The following is a 15,808-nucleotide window of genomic DNA, read 5'->3' on the forward strand; positions in this document are numbered from 1 at the left end:
GCGTACCGCCTGTCGACCTAGCCGAGCGAGAGCATCGCCGCGGCCACCTCCTCGGCCGCCGTCTCCGGGAGCGCGGTGCCGGCCTTCTCCAGGACCAGGAGCCGGGCCGCGGGGATCTCGCGGGCGATCGCCTCGCCGTTGCCGACCGGGAAGAACCGGTCGCCCCTGCCGTGCACGACGAGCGTGGGGATGCCGATCTCCGGCAGCCGTTCGCGCCAGCGGGGCGTGCAGTCGATGCGGGAGAAGACCATGCCCATCTGGTTGGCCATCTGGACCGGGGGCTCGGTGCCCGGCGTGCGGTCCCAGATGCGGGCGGCGACCGCGCGGGCGGCGGCGGGGTCGTCGCCAAGGATGTCCGCGCCCTCGGCGGCGAAGTCCGCGACCGCCTCCCGGTCAGCCCAGTCGGGCAGCGGGCGCGAGAACAGCCGGCCCATCGTGGGCTGGTCGTGGTCGGGCAGGTCGTCGTCGGCCGGACCGGGGGCCACCGCACGGGTGCCGATCAGGGTGAGCGCGGAGAACGCGTCCGGCCGGTCGAGCGCCGCCACCTGGGCGACCATCCCGCCGACCCCGGCCCCCGCGAGGTGCGCGGGTCCCCCGCCCAGCGCGTCGGCCAGCGCCGCCGCGTCCGCGGCCAGGTCGCGCAGCGTGTACGCGGGCGACAGCGGATCCGGCGCCGTCGTCGAGCCCCCGCTGTCGCGCAGGTCGTAGCGCACCACCCGGCGGCCGCCGGCGGCCAGCCGCTCGCAGAGCGCGTCGGGCCAGGAGAGCATCGTCGGCCCGCCCACCAGGAGGACGAGGGGCGCACCGTCGTCACCGAAGGACTCGACGGCCAGGTCGATCCCGTTGGCGTGGACTGTGGTCATCGGAATCACCTTGAGGTCGTCGGGGGTGGAACGGGTCGGACCGGCCGCGGGCAGGCCGTCGCTTCGAGTCATACCAGGGCAGACCCGATCGGCCGCCGGAACTCATCGGTCCGGCCGGGAAAAGCTTCCGGGCGCCACCGTCCGCGACGTACCGATCCGGCCATGGCGGGGTGTCCGTGGCCGGTGAGGGCGCCGCGCGACCGGCCCCCGTACGGCACAATCGCGGGCGACCAGGCAGACCGCAGGAGTGGGGGAAGTGTGGGGTTGTTCGGCTGGCGGGACCGGCGCAAGGGCATTCCGAACGACCCGGCGCTCCGGGCCGCGGCCGCCGAGAACCCCGGAGGCAGCGTCGCCGAGATCGACCGGACGTACATCGACGACCCGGACGGCTACGTACCGGCCGAGGCCATCGTGGGCGCCTGGACGGTGGACGACCGCGGGAAGCTGACCGGCGAGTTCCGGGTCAACCCCCGGCACGGCGCGCCCCGGGACGACTTCACCCGGCTCACCGAGCCCGACCACTGGCTCGGCTGGCTCGGCGACGATCCCGCGGCGGCCGTGCGCCGGGGCATCGAGGACTCGCTGCGCGCCCAGGTCGCGGACGCGGCGGTCGAATGGATCAAGGTCCTCGACACCCCGCACTTCCTCACCGGCGGCCATCCGCACGTCGAGCGGGACGAACTCCTCCTCATCAACCGCGCGGCGCTCGCCCTGCCCTTCGCTCTGTCCGTGCGCACGGCGCAGCACGGACGCTCCGTCCTCGTGGGGACGTTCACCTGGGCTGCGGTGAACCTCGCCGGGCGCCGGGACCGCAGGGACCGGCACTGGCTCGACCTCGGCGTGGGGCTGGACTGGGCCGGTGCGCGGCTGGAGGAACGGATCTACGAGGTGGACGGCGCCGGCGACGACCCGGGCGAGTGAGCCGACGGGCCGGCCGGTCGGCTGGCCCGTGGGGGTCAGTAGAGCGCGGCGTCGAGCAGAGAGCCGTAGGAGCGGCCGCGGACGGGGTGGTCCGGGTCGCCGTGGTAGCCGAAGTCCGGGGTGTGCCGGCGGTGGCGGTCGGCGTCGGTCACGATCCGGCGCACCGTGCGGGCCGGGTCGTCCTTCGTGCAGGGGCCGTGGGCGACACAGAGCGCGGTGACGCCCGCGGCGATCCCGGTGGCGGGTCCGGTGCCGGTGCTGAGCAGGGGCAGCGGTTCGGCTGCCGGACCGGTGGCCTCCACGCACGCGCCGGGGGCCGCCACCACGTGCCGCCGGTCGGCCGGCGAGCGGGCGAAGCCCGACGACGGGATCGCGGCCTGGTCGTCGAGGAAGCCGAAGGACGCGTAGTCGGTGCCGCGACAGGCGGCCGGGTCCTGCCCGCCGGGTCGGCCGTCGAAGTCGGCCATGGCGGTGGCGGTCAGCACCTCGTCGTAGCCGGCGGGCGCGGCGACCGCGATGTCGTACCGGAAGCTGCCCGCGGCGGCGACCAGGGTGACGCCGGCCCGGGCGGTGTTGCAGACCGCCATGTGGAGCGCGTCCGCGTTGTTCGCCCCGCAGGCGCCGTCGTCAGCCGGGGCGAGGTTCGTACTGGCGAAGGCCAGGGTGGCGACGTGGATGTCGTTGCCGGGATCCGTGTCGGTACGGCTGGCCGCGGCCCGGTCGAGGGCGCACAGCACCGCCGCGTCGGTGGCGGGTGTGCCGTCGTCCGGGAAGACCTTCAGCGACCACAGCGGTGCGCCGGGCGCGGTGCCGACGATGCCGGACCGGTTGTCGCGGGCGCCGACCAGGCCGCCGAGGAGGGTGCCGAAGCCGGCCGGGTCGGAGAGGCTGGTGCCCGGCACGACGGGCTGCCCGGTGGTGCAGTCGGTGCCGCCGCGGACGTTCAGGTCGGGGTGGTCGCCGGTGATCCCGGTGTCGACGACCGCCACGTTCACCCCCGTGACGGCGCCGCGGCCGTCGCCGGACCGGGCGGTGGAACGCTCGGCGTCGATCCGGTCGGCCCAGGCGGGCAGGCACTGGCGGCGGGTGATGTCGACGGCGGTACGGCAGGACGGCGACGCCGGGGCCACCGGCCGGGTCGTGCTCGCCAGGGGCGGGCGGACCCGCTCCGTCGCCGGGCGGTACGTGCGTTCGCGCGCCACGAACCGCACCTCCGGCGAGCGTCCGAGGGCGGCGGCCTGCTCCGGGGTGAGCGTGGCGGCGTACCCGCGCAGCGCGTGGCGGAAGACGGCCCGGACCGAGGTGGCCGCCCGGCCGCCGACGGCGCCCAGCTGGCGGGTGGCGAGCGCGGCCGGGTCGGCGGCGGCGCTCTCGTCCAGGACCACGATGTAGCGGTCCGGACGCTGCGGGGCGGCGGCGCTCACCGCGGGGGTGAGGACGCCCGGGAGGGCCGTGGTCAGGGCCAGGGCGGCCCATGTGCTCGTCCGGCGGGAACGTTTCACGCCTGCTCCTGGGTTCGTGCGTGCACGGGACGGTCCTAGTAGTCGGCGGCGTGGACGAGCGGGCCGTAGTGGCGGCCGGGGAACGGTGACCGGTCGTCGCCCTCGAAGCCGTACGCGGGGTGCGCGTGCTGGTGGCGGCGGGCGTCCTCGGTCAGGGTCCGGACGGTGCGGAGCGGGGTGGCCGGGTCGCAGGGGCCGTACGCGAGACACAGGACGGCCGTGCCGGCCGCCACCGGGGACGCGAAGCTCGTGCCGTCCACCGCCGCGTACGATCCGGCCGGTTCCGAGGTCGTGGTCAGGACGCAGACCCCGGGGGCGGAGACGGTGTGCAGCCGGTCCGCCCGATTGCGGACGAAGTTGCTGAACTCCAGGGTGGCCTGGTCGTCCTGTTCGCCGAAGAAGGCGTAGTCCGAGCCGTAGCAGTCCGATGGGGACTTCGCGCCGGGCCTGCCGTCGAAGTCCGTCATCGCGGTGGCGGTCAGCACTTCCTGGTACGCGGCGGGCGCGCGGCGCGCCAGGTCGACGTTGTCGTTGCCGGCCCCGGCGATCACGGTGACCCCGGCCCGGGCGGCCGCGCAGACGGCCAGGTGGAAGGTGTCGCCGTCGACGGTCCCGCAGGCTCCGTCGTCCGTGTCGGCGCGGCCGTCCTCCGTGGTGGTCAGGCTCATGTTGACGACGTGGATGTCGTTGCCGGGGTCTTGGTCCGTGCGGGTGGACACGACCCAGTCCAGGCCGCACAGCAGCACCGCGTCGTCCGACTCCCCGGTCTCGTCGTCGGGGAACACCTTCACCGCCCACAGGGGCGCGCCGGGGGCCACCCCCACGATCCCGTGGCCGTCGTCGCGGGCCGCGATCACCCCGCCGACCTCGGTGCCGTGCGGGTCGCCGACGACCAGGCTGTCGCCCGGTACGACCGGGGTGCCGCCGAGGCAGTCGGCCCCTCCCCGGACGTTCAGGTCCGGGTGCGTGCCGTCGATGCCGCTGTCCATGACCGCGACGTTGACGCCGGTGACGGATCCGCGGCCGTCGCCCGAGCGGGCCGAGGAGCGCTCGGCGTCGATCCGGTCCGCCCATTGCGGCAGGCACTGACCGGGCGTGGTGCTTCCGCAGGGCACGGGCCCGGCGGGGGTGCGGTGGGCGGGCGGTACGGCCCGGTAGGTGCGCTGGGGGCTGACCAGCCGGACGGCGGGGTCGGCGCGCAGGCGTTCCGCGTCGGCCGCGGTCAGCCGGGCGGCATAGCCGCGCAGGGCGTGCCGGTAGACGGCCGTCACCGTGGAGCCCGTGGCGTTGCGGCGGCTCAGCCGGGCCGCCTCGGTCCCGGGATCGGCCGCCGTGTCCTTGAGGACCACGACGTATCCGGTCGCACGGCCGGGCGGAGCGGCCGCGGGCGACGGCGCGGCCGCGACCAGCGCGCACAGCGCGAGGGCGCCGGTCACCGCACCCACCGGACGGGACATCCGCAGCCGCGGGGACCGCTTCACCTGTGTCAGCACGGGCCACAGGATCACCGGGCCGGCGCCCGTCGTAGGGGACGCGGTGCGCGGGCGGGCCCGTGTTCACCCGGAGGCAGCAGGTACGGCTCGGGGTGGCCCCACCCCCGGGGGCGCCGGGCACACGTGCGGACGCCGGAGAGGGCTGGCCTCTCCGGCATCCGCATGTCTTCCGTCTCGGGCGGTATTACTTGCCGAGCTTGTGCTTCAGGTTTTCCTTGATCTGGGCCTTGATGCTGACGTTGTTCTTCGTCACCTTGCCGCCCGTACCGGAGGCGTCGCCGCTGACGGAGGTGGCGTCACCGCTGTTCAGGGCATCCGCACTGGCATTGCCGGAGGTGGCGTTGCCGGTGGTGATGGTGCACTTGCCCTTGCAGTTCCCGACGCCGGTGTTGGCGGCTCCGGTGGTCGCGGTACCACCGACCGTGGTGTTCTCGGCGTTCGTGTCACCGCTGGTCCCGATGCCGTCCGCACTGTCGTCCTGCACGAACGTCACCGCGTGCTGCGGGGCCGGAGCGGCCATCGCGGTGGCCGGCAGGGCCACACCGCCACCGAGCAGCAGCAGGGAGGAACCGGCGAGGACGACACGGCGGGTGAAGGAAAGCTCGAACATCGGAATTCTCCATTCGGTGCAGAAACAAAGGGGACTATTTCAATACGGACTATTTGAATTAGCCCCGGGAGAACCGAAAGGGAATCGATCCGGTTTCTCGTTCTCCCCCGGGGCTACCCGGTGGGGCGTACTTCAAATAAACCGCAGGGCATCGATCAGGACACGTCCCTGCAATTCGTGTCTTGCGCAGGAGAATCGATCTTGATAATCTCCCGCGGCGCCACCGGAACCCGGGAGCCGCGGGCCCTGCCCGTCACGTCGTCATCGGCGCCGTCCGAAGCGTGAGGTGTGCGCCGCCCCGATGCCGGCCACGTGCAGGGCCAGCACCATCAGGCCCAGGATCATCACGTTGCCCGAGGTGAACACGTGGTTCGTGGAGATCTCCGCCGCGTTGATCAGGAACGCGAAGAAGAACAGGACCGCAGCCGCTATACCGAGCATCACCGCTCCTTCCAGATGGTGTTGCCCGTATGCCCCCGCGTTCCGGCCTCACACCGGGATCGTCGGCCCGTGCCGCAGGGTTGCGCCGTCCGCTCTCCGGAGCAGGTACCGCCCGCCCGCCACCCGGAGCAGGTTCCGCCCACCGGCCGGGTGACCGGCCCGGCGCCGTGGGCGCGTACCCCCGTACCCGGGCACGTACCGGCCCAGGATGCTCCAGCCACAGCAACCCCCACCCCACAGGAGCCACCGGTGCTCGAACGCAAGAAGCTCAAGGACCGCGCCCGGATCACCTTCGTGCTGCCCGATCACGCGCCGGCCGGGCCGGTCAGCGTGGTCGGCGACTTCAACCAGTGGAACCCGCACGCCCACCCGCTCACCCCGCGCGGCGACGGCACCCGGGCCGCCAGCATCACGCTGCCCGCGGGCAGCGACCACTCCTTCCGCTACCTGGCGGCCGGCGACTACTGGTTCGACGAGGAGAGCGCCGACGGCCACGACGGCGCCAACAGCCGGCTGCGCATCTGACGACCCGGCGGCCCCCGTGCCCGGCGTGCACCGGGCCTGGGGTTTCCTCGTGTACTGGCCCTACCGGCCACGGAGCGCGAGGCTGGCCGGAGTGCCGGTAGCCGTGGCACAGGACAGTGCCTACGCTGTGATCACCGCAGAGGGGACCCCACACATGCATGGCGACGACGAGACCGGCAGATCCGGCATCGAATCCGAGACCCGGGACGACGGTTCGGCCGTGGTCCGGCCGCGCGGCGAGATGGACATCGACGGCGCGGCGGCCTTCCGCCGGGCGGTCCTGGAGGCCCTGGTGGGGCCGCCGCGACCGCCGCGCGTGGTGGTCGACCTCCAGGACCTGTCCTTCTGCGACTCCTCCGGCCTCAACGCCCTGCTCGAAGCCCGCAACGCCGCCACCGAACACGGCCAGGCCCTCCATCTGGCCGCCCCGCGGGACCAGCTGCTGCGCCTGCTCGAGCTGACGTGCACGACGGAGCTGTTCACGATCGACCCGGTCCCGCCCCTCTGACCGGCTCCGCCGCGCGTGCCGGGGCAGGTCAGCCGAGGGCGGGCAGATGGGCGTGGACGGTCTTGCCCCCGCTGCCGGTGGGGCGGACCGCCACCTCGGTGGCCAGCCGGCGCACCAGCGGCCAGCCGTACCCGCCGCCTGCGCCGGCCCGATCGGCCCGGCGCAGGCGGGGCGCCTCCGGGCTGGGGTCGGTGACGTCGATGTCGATGCCGCCCCGGCCCCAGGAGACGTCCAGCGTGCAGGGGCCGGGGGTGTGCCGGACCGCGTTGGCCACCAGTTCGCTGGCTACCAGCAGGGCCGCGTCCTGCGCGGCGACCGGAACCGGGTGACCGGCGCGCAGGACCTCGTCCAGGAAGCCGCGCATCTCCGTGCGGGCCCGCGCCGCGGCCCCGTCGCCACCACACACGCAATGCCGTCGCCGGGGGTCCATCACCCCTCCTCGGCCCTCGCCCTGTTCCTCTCGGACAACGCCCCTGCCCGACCGGACCGCCGCCATGCCCGCCCGGGTACCGGGATGTCCGGCCCGCGGTCGCGGTACGCGTCCGGACCGTCGCGCCGGCCGCATGGCCGGCGCCGGGCGGGGATGACCGCCCTCGGACGGGGCATACGCCCGGTCTCGGGGCACGGCATGCAGGTGGTGGAGAGCGATGGCCAGACCCGTGTGGACCGGGGTGCTCAGCTTCGGGCTGGTCAGCGTCCCGGTGGCGTTGTACACGGCGACCGACAGCCACACGATCCACTTCCACCAGCTGCAGCGCGGCACCTCGGACCGGATCCGCAACCGCCGGGTCAACGAGCGCACCGGCGAGGAGGTCGCCCCGGACGACATCGTCAAGGGCTTCGAGACGGGCGAGGAGTACGTGCTCGTCGAACCGGCCGAGCTGGAGGAGATCGCCCCGGGCCGCTCCAAGGTCCTGGAGGTCACCGGTTTCGTCGACCTCGACACGGTGGACCCGATCTTCTTCGACCGGACGTACTACCTCGGCCCGCGGGGCAAGGAATACTAGAAGGTCTACCGGTTGATGGAGCAGGCCCTCGAGGAGTCGAACCGGGCCGGGATCGCGACGTTCGTGATGCGGGGGCGCGAGTACCTGGTGGCCCTGAAGGCCGAGAAGGACCTCCTCGCGCTGCACACGCTGCACTGGGCGGACGAGATCCGCGACCCGCGCAAGGAGATCCCGGACCTTCCCAAGGCCTCGAAGGCGAGCGCGGGCGAGCTGAAGATGGCGCAGCAGCTGATCAACGCCCTGGCCGTCGACTGGGACCCGGCCGATTACCACGACGCCTACCGCCAGAAGGTCTCCGCCCTGATCAAGGCCAAGAAGGCCGGCGAGACCGTGGCGAAGGCGGAACCGGCGCCGGCCGCCACCGGCACGGTGGACCTGATGGAGGCGCTACGGGCCTCCCTGAGACGGGCCGGCAGCCCGAAGGGGGGCGGCGGGAAGGCGGGCAGCTCCACGGCCGGCTCCGGGGAGGCCGACGGCTCGGCGGCCGGTGGCTCGAAGGCCCGTGCGGGCGGCGCCGCCCGGCGGCCGGCCGCGAAGAAGCGTGCAGCCTCCGGCACGAAGCCGCTCCGGTCGCTGACCAAGACGCAGCTGTACGACAAGGCGACTGAGGCCGGCATCCGGGGCCGCTCCCACATGAGCCACGACGAACTCGCGGACGCGCTCGCCCATCAGAGGTAGTGCGGTGCCGGTACCCCGGCACGGCGGGTGCCGCGCCGCCCCGGGACGCGGCGGCGCGGCACCCTCAGACGGTCGTCAGTGGCCGGACTGCCCGGGGTCCCGGTGGCCCCCTTCGGCCATCCTCTGCTCCTGCTGCCTGCGGAGGTCCTCAGGGCTGTGGCCCCGCACCGGCCGGCTGGCCTGCGGGTGTACCGGGTCCGGGCCGGGATGGTCGCTGACCTGCTCCTCACGGCCGATCCCCGGCTCCTGCTGCTTCTTCTCCATGCCGCGTGCCTCGTCGCGCTGCTTGCCGCCCATGGCTCGGCTCCCTTCCTCGGTCCCCCGTCGTCTACCCAGCCGCGACCGGCTCAGCCCCGGCCGTCCCAGCCTGCCGCGAGCACCGGGTTCCCGCAGGTCGAGACGGTCCCGGCCACCGGGCCTACAGGGTCAGGGTGAAGGAGCCGAAGCTGCCCTTGGCCGCGAAGAACAGCCCAGCCTCGTCGGCGGCGGCCAGCCCGCGCAGGCGCCGACCGGGCAGGGAGCACGTCGCCACCGTCCGGCCGTCGTGGCCCAGCCGTCGGATACCGCCGTTGACGTCCCCCACCACGACGCCGTCGGCGTACGGCACCGGATCGGGCACCAGCCGCGGCTCCGCGTCGAGTGACCACCGCGACCTCCCGTCGGCGGGATCCACCGCAAGGAGCCCCCGGCCCGACCGCAGCACCCACACCGACCCGCCGACGTACCCGGCCGCCCCGAACGGCTCGTAGGACCCGAGCCGGGCGGGCCCGTCCGCGCCGGTGCCGAAGGCCACCAGCGACGAGTCCTCGCAGACCGCCACCACCCGTTCCGCGTCGAGCGGAAGGAACACCTGCGCGTCGGACACCGCGAGCCGGTCGGGCAGCCGCCACGCCGCCAGGGCACTCCCGTCGACCGGATCGAGCAGAACCGCGTCGCGGCCGCTGCCCGTGAGCACCCCACCGCCCCATACGAGGGGCCGTACGGACGTGACCGCCGACGGGGTCGTCCACCGCTCGGTCCCGTCGCTGAGGTCAAGGCCGCTCATCGGCGTGTAGCCGCGCCACCCGCCCGTCACGACCGTGTCCGCGTGGACCACGAGGTTCCCCGTCAACGCCGGTGTCGCGACGCTCCACAGAGACGCACCCGTGCGCAGGTCGATGCAGGACAGCCGATCCGGTGTCTGCGGCAAGACCAGCACGCGGTCGCCCGCGAGGGCGATCCCGCGCGGCCAGGTACCGAGCGGGACGTCCCAGCGCACGGCGCCGTCGGCGCGCTCCAGGCAGACCAGCCGGGTGTGCCGCTCGTGCAGGACGACACAGTCCGGCCCCACGACGAAGGCGGAAGCGCCGCCCGGCTGGTGCAGTTCGCGCTCCCAGAGCACTGTGGCGATCATCGGGCCATCCCACCACAGGCCGTTGGGACGAAGCCGGTCGCCCGGTAGCGGGGGGGCGGGCCCTGCGCTCGCTAGGACGCCGGGGTGGGGAAGCGGGACCAGACGCGGTGGGTGGACAGGAGGGCGGCGAGGTGGCGGAGTGCGGTGGGGCCGTCGGCGGCGGTGACGATGCCCGGGGCGTCGTCCGGGATGCCGGCGGCCTCGAAGAGGCGGTTCGCGCCGTGCCAGCCGCCGATCGCCTTGCCGTGCCGGTAGGCCTCGCCGAGCAGGGCCAGTACGCGGGGGTCCGCCGGGGCGGCGGACCGGGGGCCGCCCGCTGTGGCGTCGCGGGCGCCGTACGCGTCGGCCGCGACGGCGGGTACTCCGGCGAACAGCAGGGCGTCGAACTCCACCGACCGGGCGGCGGCGAAGGTGCGTTGCACGGTCACCGGATCGCCGTCGGTGGTCAGTTCGCCGCCGACCGGGGCGATCACCAGCGGCACCATGCCCGCGTCCAGGACAGCCTGGCGCACCTCCCCGGCGCCCGTCGGATCGCCGTCCGGGTCCGTGACGATGCCGACGGTCCGGCCGTCCAGCGGCCAGGTGCCGCCGATCTGGGAAAGCTGCCGGCTCGGGCTGACGTCCGCCGGCGGCTCGGTGGCCGCGGGCACCGGCAGGCCGAGTCCCGCAGCCACGGCGGCGCACAGCTCGTCGTCGATGCGGGCCAGCGTGCTCAGCACCCGCTCCCGGACGGACTTCTCCTCGCACTTGGACAGCTCGAAGGAGTAGGCGGCGACGATGTGTTCGCGCTCGAGCGGGCTCATGCTGAGCCAGAACAGCCGCGGTTGGGAGAAGTGATCACCGAAGGAGGCCGGCGCCTCCCGGACCTTGCGGCCGGCGGGCACCTCGACGGGGGCTTCGGCGAAGGCCCTCTCGCCGGCCCCGGCGAAGAACGGGCAGCCCCCGTCCAGGCTGTTGGGGTGGTAGGGCGCCACGCCCCGGTGCACGGCGCTCTGGTGCGTCCCGTCCCGCAGCATGTCGTTGACCGGCGCATGGGTGCGGTTGATGGGCAGCTGGGGGAAGTTGGGGCCGCAGGTCGATGCCCTCGAAGGTCTGCTCCGGCGTGTCGGGGAAGGTCTGCAGGCCCAGCTCCCACTGCGGGAACGCGCCTCCCGCGATGGCCTCCGCCAGGTCCCGGCGGTGGAAGTCGGGGTCCGTGCCGCCCAGGATCTGTGCCTCCTCCCAGACCAGGGAGTGCACGCCCAGCTTCGGCTTCCAGTGGAACTTCACGAGCGTGGTCGCGCCTTCGGCGTCGGTGAGGCGGAAGGTGTGGACGCCGAAGCCCTCCATCATGCGGAAGGAGCGGGGGATGCCCCGGTCGGACATGTTCCAGATCGTGTGGTGGGCGGTCTCGGTGTGCAGGGAGACGAAGTCCCAGAAGGTGTCGTGGGCGCTCTGCGCCTGCGGGATCTCGCGGTCCGGATGCGGCTTGCCCGCGTGGATGACGTCCGGGAACTTGATCGCGTCCTGGATGAAGAAGACCGGCATGTTGTTCCCGACCAGGTCGAAGACGCCTTCCTCGGTGTAGAACTTCGTGGCGAACCCGCGGGTGTCGCGCACCGTGTCCGCGGAGCCGCGCGATCCGAGCACCGTGGAGAAGCGTACGAACACCGGGGTCTCGGTGTCGGCGGCGAGGAAGGCGGCCTTGGAGACGCCCGCGGCCGTGCCGTAGGACTGGAAGACGCCGTGCGCGGCCGCGCCGCGGGCGTGGACCACGCGCTCAGGGATCCGCTCGTGGTCGAAGTGCATCAGCTTCTCGCGCAGGTGGTGGTCCTGCAGCAGTACCGGGCCGCGCGGACCCGCCTTGAGCGAGTGGTCCGTGTCGGGGAGGCGGGTGCCGTGGGCGGTCGTGAGGTGTTCGCCGCTCTGCGCCATCCGCGCGTGGTCGGCGCCGGTGGGCTGGCCGGTCGGACTGACGGTTTCCGGGCCCTGCTGGTCGGCGGCGGGCGGCGGCGGGGTCTTCTCGGGCATCGGATCTCCAGGGCGTAGGAGTCGGGCGTTACGCGTGTGACCGGTGCGGGAGATCCCAAACAGGGGTGATCGGGGCGTGGCAGCGGGTTCGCTTTGGCGGCAGGCGCATGCGGATGCCGGAGAGGGTGGCCTCTCCGGCATCCGCATTCTGTCCGGGTCGTACGTTCCGGGGTCGCCCGGATTACTTGCCGAGCTTGTGCTTCAGGTTTTCCTTGATCTGGGCCTTGATGCTGACGTTGTTCTTCGTCACCTTGCCACCCGTACCGGACGCGTCACCGCTGACGGAGGTGGCGTCACCGCTGTTCAGGGCGTCCGCACTGGCATTGCCGGAGGTGGCGTTGCCGGTGGTGATGGTGCACTTGCCCTTGCAGTTCCCGACGCCGGTGTTGGCGCTTCCGGTGGTCGCGGTACCGCCGACCGTGGTGTTCTCCGCGTTCGTGTCACCGCTGGTCCCGATGCCGTCCGCACTGTCGTCCTGCACGAACGTCACCGCGTGCTGCGGGGCCGGAGCGGCCATCGCGGTGGCCGGCAGGGCCACACCGCCACCGAGCAGCAGCAGGGAGGAACCGGCGAGGACGACACGGCGGGTGAAGGAAAGCTCGAACATCGGAATTCTCCATTCGGTGCAGAAAAGGGGGTTATTCAATGCGGGATATTTGAATGAGCCCCGGGAGAACCGAAAGGGAACCGATCCGGTTTCTCGTTCTCCCCCGGGGCTTCCCGGTGGGGCGTGCTTCAAATAAACCGCAGGGCACCGATCAGGACACGTCCCTGCAATTCGTGTCTTGTGGAAGTCAATCGATCTTGTTATTCTCCCGCGCCCTGTCGACGGTTCCGTCGACGAGGAGCACGGGGAAGCTCCCGGCCTGGCCCTTGGCGAGGGCCCGCGTCCGCAGGCCTCGGGGCGCTCAGCAGCCACACAGGTGCACATGACAACTGTCATATCGCATCGGTGATCCACGGCCCTGCCGCGCGTCCCGGCCTTCGGGACACAGTGGTGGCACACACCACGACCTCGGGGGAAACCATGAAGCTGCTCGGCACCAAGACCGCCACCGACGAAGCCGTCGACACCACCGGCCTGTCGCCCGCCGAGTACCGGCTGCCGGTCTGGTTCTTCGCCTTCGAGGGGGTGCTGGCGGCCGCATTCGACATCCTCAAGGCCTTCCCCGACGCCTGGCCGGCGCTGGTGCTGCTGCTGGTCGTGAACATCGGCATCTCGCTGACGCTGATGCGCCGCCGGATCCAGCTCGCCAAGGCCCTGTGGCACGGCAAGGAGACCCGCAAGATCGCGCTCGGTCTGATCGCCCTGCGGATCGGCAGCCACTTCGCCCTCAACGCCCTGGGCCTGGCCATCACCTCCACCGTCGGGCACCTGCTCTTCGCCCTGGTCATGGCCGCCATCACGGTCGGCCTGCTCGCGTACTCCCAGCACACCGCCATCCGCGCCCTGACCCGCAGCCGGGCCCGCGAGCAGCACGCGGCCGCGTGACCGTCAGGACGCGAAGCGCGTCACGTCGGTGATGCGGCAGGTGATCTTCGCGGTGATCTGGTCGAAGCCCTGCGCGGTGGCCTTGGCGCGCTGGCCGGAGGCCAGGTCGTTCACCACGGTGGTGGCGTCCCCGAGCCGGGTGTTCGAGGCGTCGACGAACTCGACCTGCACCCAGTAGTTGCTGGTCTTGCTGGACCTGTTCGTGATCAGCAGGTCGGCCTCGGCCCAGTCGGTGCTGCCGTTCACCTTGCACGAGGTGATCTGTACGTCGCCCCGCGGGCCGGGCACCGTGTCCTGGGGGCGGCCGGAGGGGGTTTTGGCGGGGGCCGGGTCGTCGTCGCCCACGACGGCGAACAGGGCGATCAGCGCTACCACGAACAGCACGGCGAGGCCGCCGATCACCGCGAGGACGACCACCAGGGTCCGGCGCCGGCGCGGGGGTGGGGGCGGGGGTGGGCCCCAGCCGGGGCCGGGGGGCCAGGGCGGGCCGGAGTCCGGCGGCTGCCCCGGAGGGCGGGGGGTCCAGCCCGGTGGCCGGTCGTCGGACGGCGGATGCGGATTCGGCATCTCGACCCCCTCACGGGTGGCGCACGGTACGGACCACCGCACCGAGGTATGCGTCCAGGGTCGGGCGCGACCCGGCGGCGCGCATCCGCACAGGGTGCGGGCGCCGCGCCGGTCGGGGCCGGTCCGCGGGCGCGGAGGCTACTCCTCGGTTCGGTCGCCGGCCGTGACCAGGCCTGTTTCGTACGCGAGGACGACCGCCTGGGCGCGGTCGCGCAGGCCGAGCTTGGCGAAGATGCGGGCCACGTGGGTCTTCACGGTGGCCTCGCTGAGGGTCAGTTCGGCGGCCAGCTCCGTGTTGGACAGGCCCCGGCCGAGCAGTGTCAGGACCTCCAGCTCCCTGGGGGTCAGGGCGGTGAGGTCGCGGTGGACCGTGGGCAGGGCGGGGGCCTGGTCCGGCCGTCGCCCGCCTTCGGCGGCGAAGCGTTCGACCAGGCGCCGGGTGATCGAGGGCGCGAGCAGGGCGTCGCCGGTGTCGACCAGGCGGACCGCGGCGGCCAGGTGCGCGGAGGTGACGTCCTTGAGCAGGAAGCCGCTGGCCCCGATGGAGAGGGCGGTGTAGACGTACTGGTCGAGGTCGAAGGTGGTGAGCATCAGGACGCGGATGTCAGGGTCCTGGGCCAGGATGCGGCGGGCCGCCTCCAGGCCGTCCAGGTTCGGCATCCGGATGTCCATCAGCACCACGTCGGGGCGGAGCGTGCGGGCGGCCGTGACCGCCTCGATGCCGTCGGCCGCTTCCCCGACCACGTCGATGCCGCGGGCGGTGAGGATCATGCGGAAGCCGGTGCGGATCAGTTCCTGGTCGTCGGCGATCAGGACGCGGGGGGCGGGGACCTCGGGCGTCGCCGTCCCGCCGCTGGTCATGCACGCTCCAGCGGGATGCGGGCGCGGACCCGGTAGCCGCCGCCGAGGCGGCGGCGGGCGTCCAGGTCGCCGCCGTAGACGGCGACCCGCTCCCGCAGGCCCAGCAGACCCCGGCCCGCGCCGTCGGGGCGCTCCCCGTCCGGCTGCGGCGGGGCGGGGGCGTCGCCGCGCAGCACGCTCGGCCCGCTGTTGAGCACCTCGACCCGCAGGGAGTGGTCGGCGTAGCGGACCGTCACCTCGGTGGGCCGGCCCCCGCCGTACTTGAGCGCGTTGTTCAGCGCCTCCTGCACGATCCGGTAGGCGGTGGTGTCGATGCCGGTCGGCAGCGGGCGCGGCTCACCGGAGATCCGTACCTCCACCGGCAGCCCGGCGAAGGCGAACCGGTCGATCAGGGAGCTGAGCCGGCTCAGGCTCGGCTGGGGGGTCAGCTGCGCCGCCTCCTCGGGCGCCGGCTCGCTGCCGTCCTGCGCGGGTGCCAGCAGGCCGAGCAGGTGCCGCAGTTCGGTCATGGTGTCGCGGCCCGCGCTCTCCACCGCTGCCATCGCCTTCTCGGCCTCCTGCGGCATGGCGTCCAACACCTCGCGGGCGGCGTTGGCCTGAACGACCATCAGGCTCACCTTGTGACTGACGATGTCGTGCAACTCCCGGGCGATCCGGGCTCGTTCCTCGTCGACGGCCGTCCTGGCGGCGCTCTCACGCTCGCGTTCCAGCAGCCAGCCGCGCTCGTCGACGGACCTGCGGTGCGCCCGCCTCGCCCGGGCCAACGCCACCGCGAGCCAGCCCGCCGCCGCCACCGTCGCGGCCACCGTCGCCGCGAGGGCGAGGTTCAGAACATCGGTATCGGATCCCCACACGGTGCACCACCTTGGCAGGGCGTACCAAGATCCGCATCATCCCCGGGCAGGATGACGTACATCCCCAGGATGACCTGCGGCGA

Annotated in this window: 16 protein-coding genes and 2 pseudogenes; 5 read left to right on the plus strand and 13 right to left on the minus strand. The window is 73.2% G+C overall.

Annotated elements, in window-relative coordinates:
* Positions 1-17: 17 nt before the first annotated feature.
* A complete protein-coding gene (locus AB0O40_RS13840) occupies positions 18-863 on the minus strand; it encodes an alpha/beta hydrolase (RefSeq protein WP_365039797.1) in 846 nt (281 codons plus the stop codon).
* A 258-nt stretch (positions 864-1,121) separates the two neighbouring features.
* On the opposite strand from AB0O40_RS13840, the gene AB0O40_RS13845 reads away from it, so the two are divergent.
* Positions 1,122-1,784 carry a hypothetical protein gene (locus AB0O40_RS13845; RefSeq protein WP_365039800.1) on the plus strand — a complete coding sequence of 221 codons (663 nt, stop codon included), beginning with the start codon at positions 1,122-1,124 and terminating at the stop codon, positions 1,782-1,784.
* Positions 1,785-1,819: 35 nt separating this feature from the next.
* Here the strand turns inward: AB0O40_RS13845 and AB0O40_RS13850 are convergent, their stop codons facing one another.
* From AB0O40_RS13850 to AB0O40_RS13865, 4 genes are all read right to left on the minus strand, one after another.
* Positions 1,820-3,286: a S8 family serine peptidase gene (locus tag AB0O40_RS13850; RefSeq protein WP_365039803.1), complete on the minus strand. Its 1,467-nt coding sequence runs from the start codon at positions 3,284-3,286 to the stop codon at positions 1,820-1,822.
* A 35-nt stretch (positions 3,287-3,321) separates the two neighbouring features.
* Positions 3,322-4,779 carry a S8 family serine peptidase gene (locus AB0O40_RS13855; RefSeq protein WP_365039806.1) on the minus strand — a complete coding sequence of 486 codons (1,458 nt, stop codon included), beginning with the start codon at positions 4,777-4,779 and terminating at the stop codon, positions 3,322-3,324.
* A 184-nt stretch (positions 4,780-4,963) separates the two neighbouring features.
* Positions 4,964-5,389 (minus strand): hypothetical protein, encoded by a 426-nt coding sequence (locus AB0O40_RS13860; RefSeq protein WP_365039808.1) that lies wholly within the window; start codon positions 5,387-5,389, stop codon positions 4,964-4,966.
* Positions 5,390-5,650: 261 nt separating this feature from the next.
* Positions 5,651-5,830, minus strand: a complete 180-nt coding sequence (locus AB0O40_RS13865; RefSeq protein WP_365039811.1) for a hypothetical protein — start codon at positions 5,828-5,830, stop codon at positions 5,651-5,653.
* Positions 5,831-6,079: 249 nt separating this feature from the next.
* Between AB0O40_RS13865 and AB0O40_RS13870 the strand changes: the two genes are divergently transcribed.
* Both AB0O40_RS13870 and AB0O40_RS13875 read left to right on the plus strand, forming a co-directional pair.
* The gene (locus tag AB0O40_RS13870) at positions 6,080-6,355 is read left to right on the plus strand and encodes an isoamylase early set domain-containing protein (RefSeq protein WP_365039813.1); all 276 of its coding nucleotides are present in this window, start codon (positions 6,080-6,082) and stop codon (positions 6,353-6,355) included.
* Positions 6,356-6,509: 154 nt separating this feature from the next.
* The gene (locus AB0O40_RS13875) at positions 6,510-6,863 is read left to right on the plus strand and encodes an STAS domain-containing protein (RefSeq protein ID WP_365039816.1); all 354 of its coding nucleotides are present in this window, start codon (positions 6,510-6,512) and stop codon (positions 6,861-6,863) included.
* Between the two features lie 28 nt (positions 6,864-6,891).
* Here AB0O40_RS13875 and AB0O40_RS13880 read toward each other — a convergent pair whose 3' ends face one another.
* Complete coding sequence (locus AB0O40_RS13880) at positions 6,892-7,293, minus strand: ATP-binding protein (protein ID WP_365039819.1); 402 nt, start codon at positions 7,291-7,293, stop codon at positions 6,892-6,894.
* Positions 7,294-7,510: 217 nt separating this feature from the next.
* Between AB0O40_RS13880 and AB0O40_RS13885 the strand changes: the two are divergent.
* Positions 7,511-8,548, plus strand: a pseudogene (locus AB0O40_RS13885) (Ku protein).
* Positions 8,549-8,623: 75 nt separating this feature from the next.
* Here the strand turns inward: AB0O40_RS13885 and AB0O40_RS13890 are convergent.
* The 4 genes and pseudogenes from AB0O40_RS13890 to AB0O40_RS13905 all read right to left on the minus strand — a co-directional run bounded on the left by AB0O40_RS13890 (position 8,624) and on the right by AB0O40_RS13905 (position 12,558).
* Complete coding sequence (locus AB0O40_RS13890; protein ID WP_365039822.1) at positions 8,624-8,845, minus strand: hypothetical protein; 222 nt, start codon at positions 8,843-8,845, stop codon at positions 8,624-8,626.
* A 121-nt stretch (positions 8,846-8,966) separates the two neighbouring features.
* Positions 8,967-9,941: a PQQ-binding-like beta-propeller repeat protein gene (locus AB0O40_RS13895; protein WP_365039825.1), complete on the minus strand. Its 975-nt coding sequence runs from the start codon at positions 9,939-9,941 to the stop codon at positions 8,967-8,969.
* A 71-nt stretch (positions 9,942-10,012) separates the two neighbouring features.
* Positions 10,013-11,951: pseudogene (locus AB0O40_RS13900) on the minus strand (catalase).
* Between the two features lie 181 nt (positions 11,952-12,132).
* Entirely contained in the window at positions 12,133-12,558 is a 426-nt protein-coding gene (locus tag AB0O40_RS13905) for a hypothetical protein (RefSeq protein ID WP_365039828.1), read from the minus strand.
* Between the two features lie 390 nt (positions 12,559-12,948).
* Here AB0O40_RS13905 and AB0O40_RS13910 point away from each other — a divergent pair, with 390 nt between their 5' ends.
* Positions 12,949-13,443 (plus strand): hypothetical protein, encoded by a 495-nt coding sequence (locus tag AB0O40_RS13910; RefSeq protein ID WP_365039831.1) that lies wholly within the window; start codon positions 12,949-12,951, stop codon positions 13,441-13,443.
* Positions 13,444-13,446: 3 nt separating this feature from the next.
* On the opposite strand, the gene AB0O40_RS13915 is transcribed toward AB0O40_RS13910, so the two are convergent.
* The 3 genes from AB0O40_RS13915 to AB0O40_RS13925 all read right to left on the minus strand — a co-directional run bounded on the left by AB0O40_RS13915 (position 13,447) and on the right by AB0O40_RS13925 (position 15,725).
* On the minus strand, positions 13,447-14,010 hold the full coding sequence (locus tag AB0O40_RS13915) for an FxLYD domain-containing protein (protein ID WP_365039834.1): 564 nt from the start codon (positions 14,008-14,010) through the stop codon (positions 13,447-13,449).
* Positions 14,011-14,148: 138 nt separating this feature from the next.
* Entirely contained in the window at positions 14,149-14,871 is a 723-nt protein-coding gene (locus AB0O40_RS13920; protein WP_365039837.1) for a response regulator transcription factor, read from the minus strand.
* On the minus strand, positions 14,868-15,725 hold the full coding sequence (locus AB0O40_RS13925; RefSeq protein WP_365039840.1) for a histidine kinase: 858 nt from the start codon (positions 15,723-15,725) through the stop codon (positions 14,868-14,870). Before AB0O40_RS13925 ends, AB0O40_RS13920 begins: the two co-directional genes overlap by 4 nt.
* Positions 15,726-15,808: the final 83 nt, after the last annotated feature.

It is taken from the genome of Streptomyces sp. NPDC089919 (assembly GCF_040684615.1).
Taxonomy (GTDB): domain Bacteria; phylum Actinomycetota; class Actinomycetes; order Streptomycetales; family Streptomycetaceae; genus Streptomyces.

Bases quoted from the DNA above. Each gene is read 5' to 3' on its own strand.
- AB0O40_RS13840 (WP_365039797.1), bottom strand. From the start codon at position 863: ATGACCACAGTCCACGCCAACGGGATCGACCTGGCCGTCGAGTCCTTC.
- AB0O40_RS13890 (WP_365039822.1), bottom strand. From the start codon at position 8,845: ATGGGCGGCAAGCAGCGCGACGAGGCACGCGGCATGGAGAAGAAGCAG.
- AB0O40_RS13875 (WP_365039816.1), top strand. From the start codon at position 6,510: ATGCATGGCGACGACGAGACCGGCAGATCCGGCATCGAATCCGAGACC.
- AB0O40_RS13860 (WP_365039808.1), bottom strand. From the start codon at position 5,389: ATGTTCGAGCTTTCCTTCACCCGCCGTGTCGTCCTCGCCGGTTCCTCC.
- AB0O40_RS13915 (WP_365039834.1), bottom strand. From the start codon at position 14,010: ATGCCGAATCCGCATCCGCCGTCCGACGACCGGCCACCGGGCTGGACC.
- AB0O40_RS13920 (WP_365039837.1), bottom strand. From the start codon at position 14,871: ATGACCAGCGGCGGGACGGCGACGCCCGAGGTCCCCGCCCCCCGCGTC.
- AB0O40_RS13895 (WP_365039825.1), bottom strand. From the start codon at position 9,941: ATGATCGCCACAGTGCTCTGGGAGCGCGAACTGCACCAGCCGGGCGGC.
- AB0O40_RS13880 (WP_365039819.1), bottom strand. From the start codon at position 7,293: ATGGACCCCCGGCGACGGCATTGCGTGTGTGGTGGCGACGGGGCCGCG.
- AB0O40_RS13905 (WP_365039828.1), bottom strand. From the start codon at position 12,558: ATGTTCGAGCTTTCCTTCACCCGCCGTGTCGTCCTCGCCGGTTCCTCC.
- AB0O40_RS13865 (WP_365039811.1), bottom strand. From the start codon at position 5,830: ATGCTCGGTATAGCGGCTGCGGTCCTGTTCTTCTTCGCGTTCCTGATC.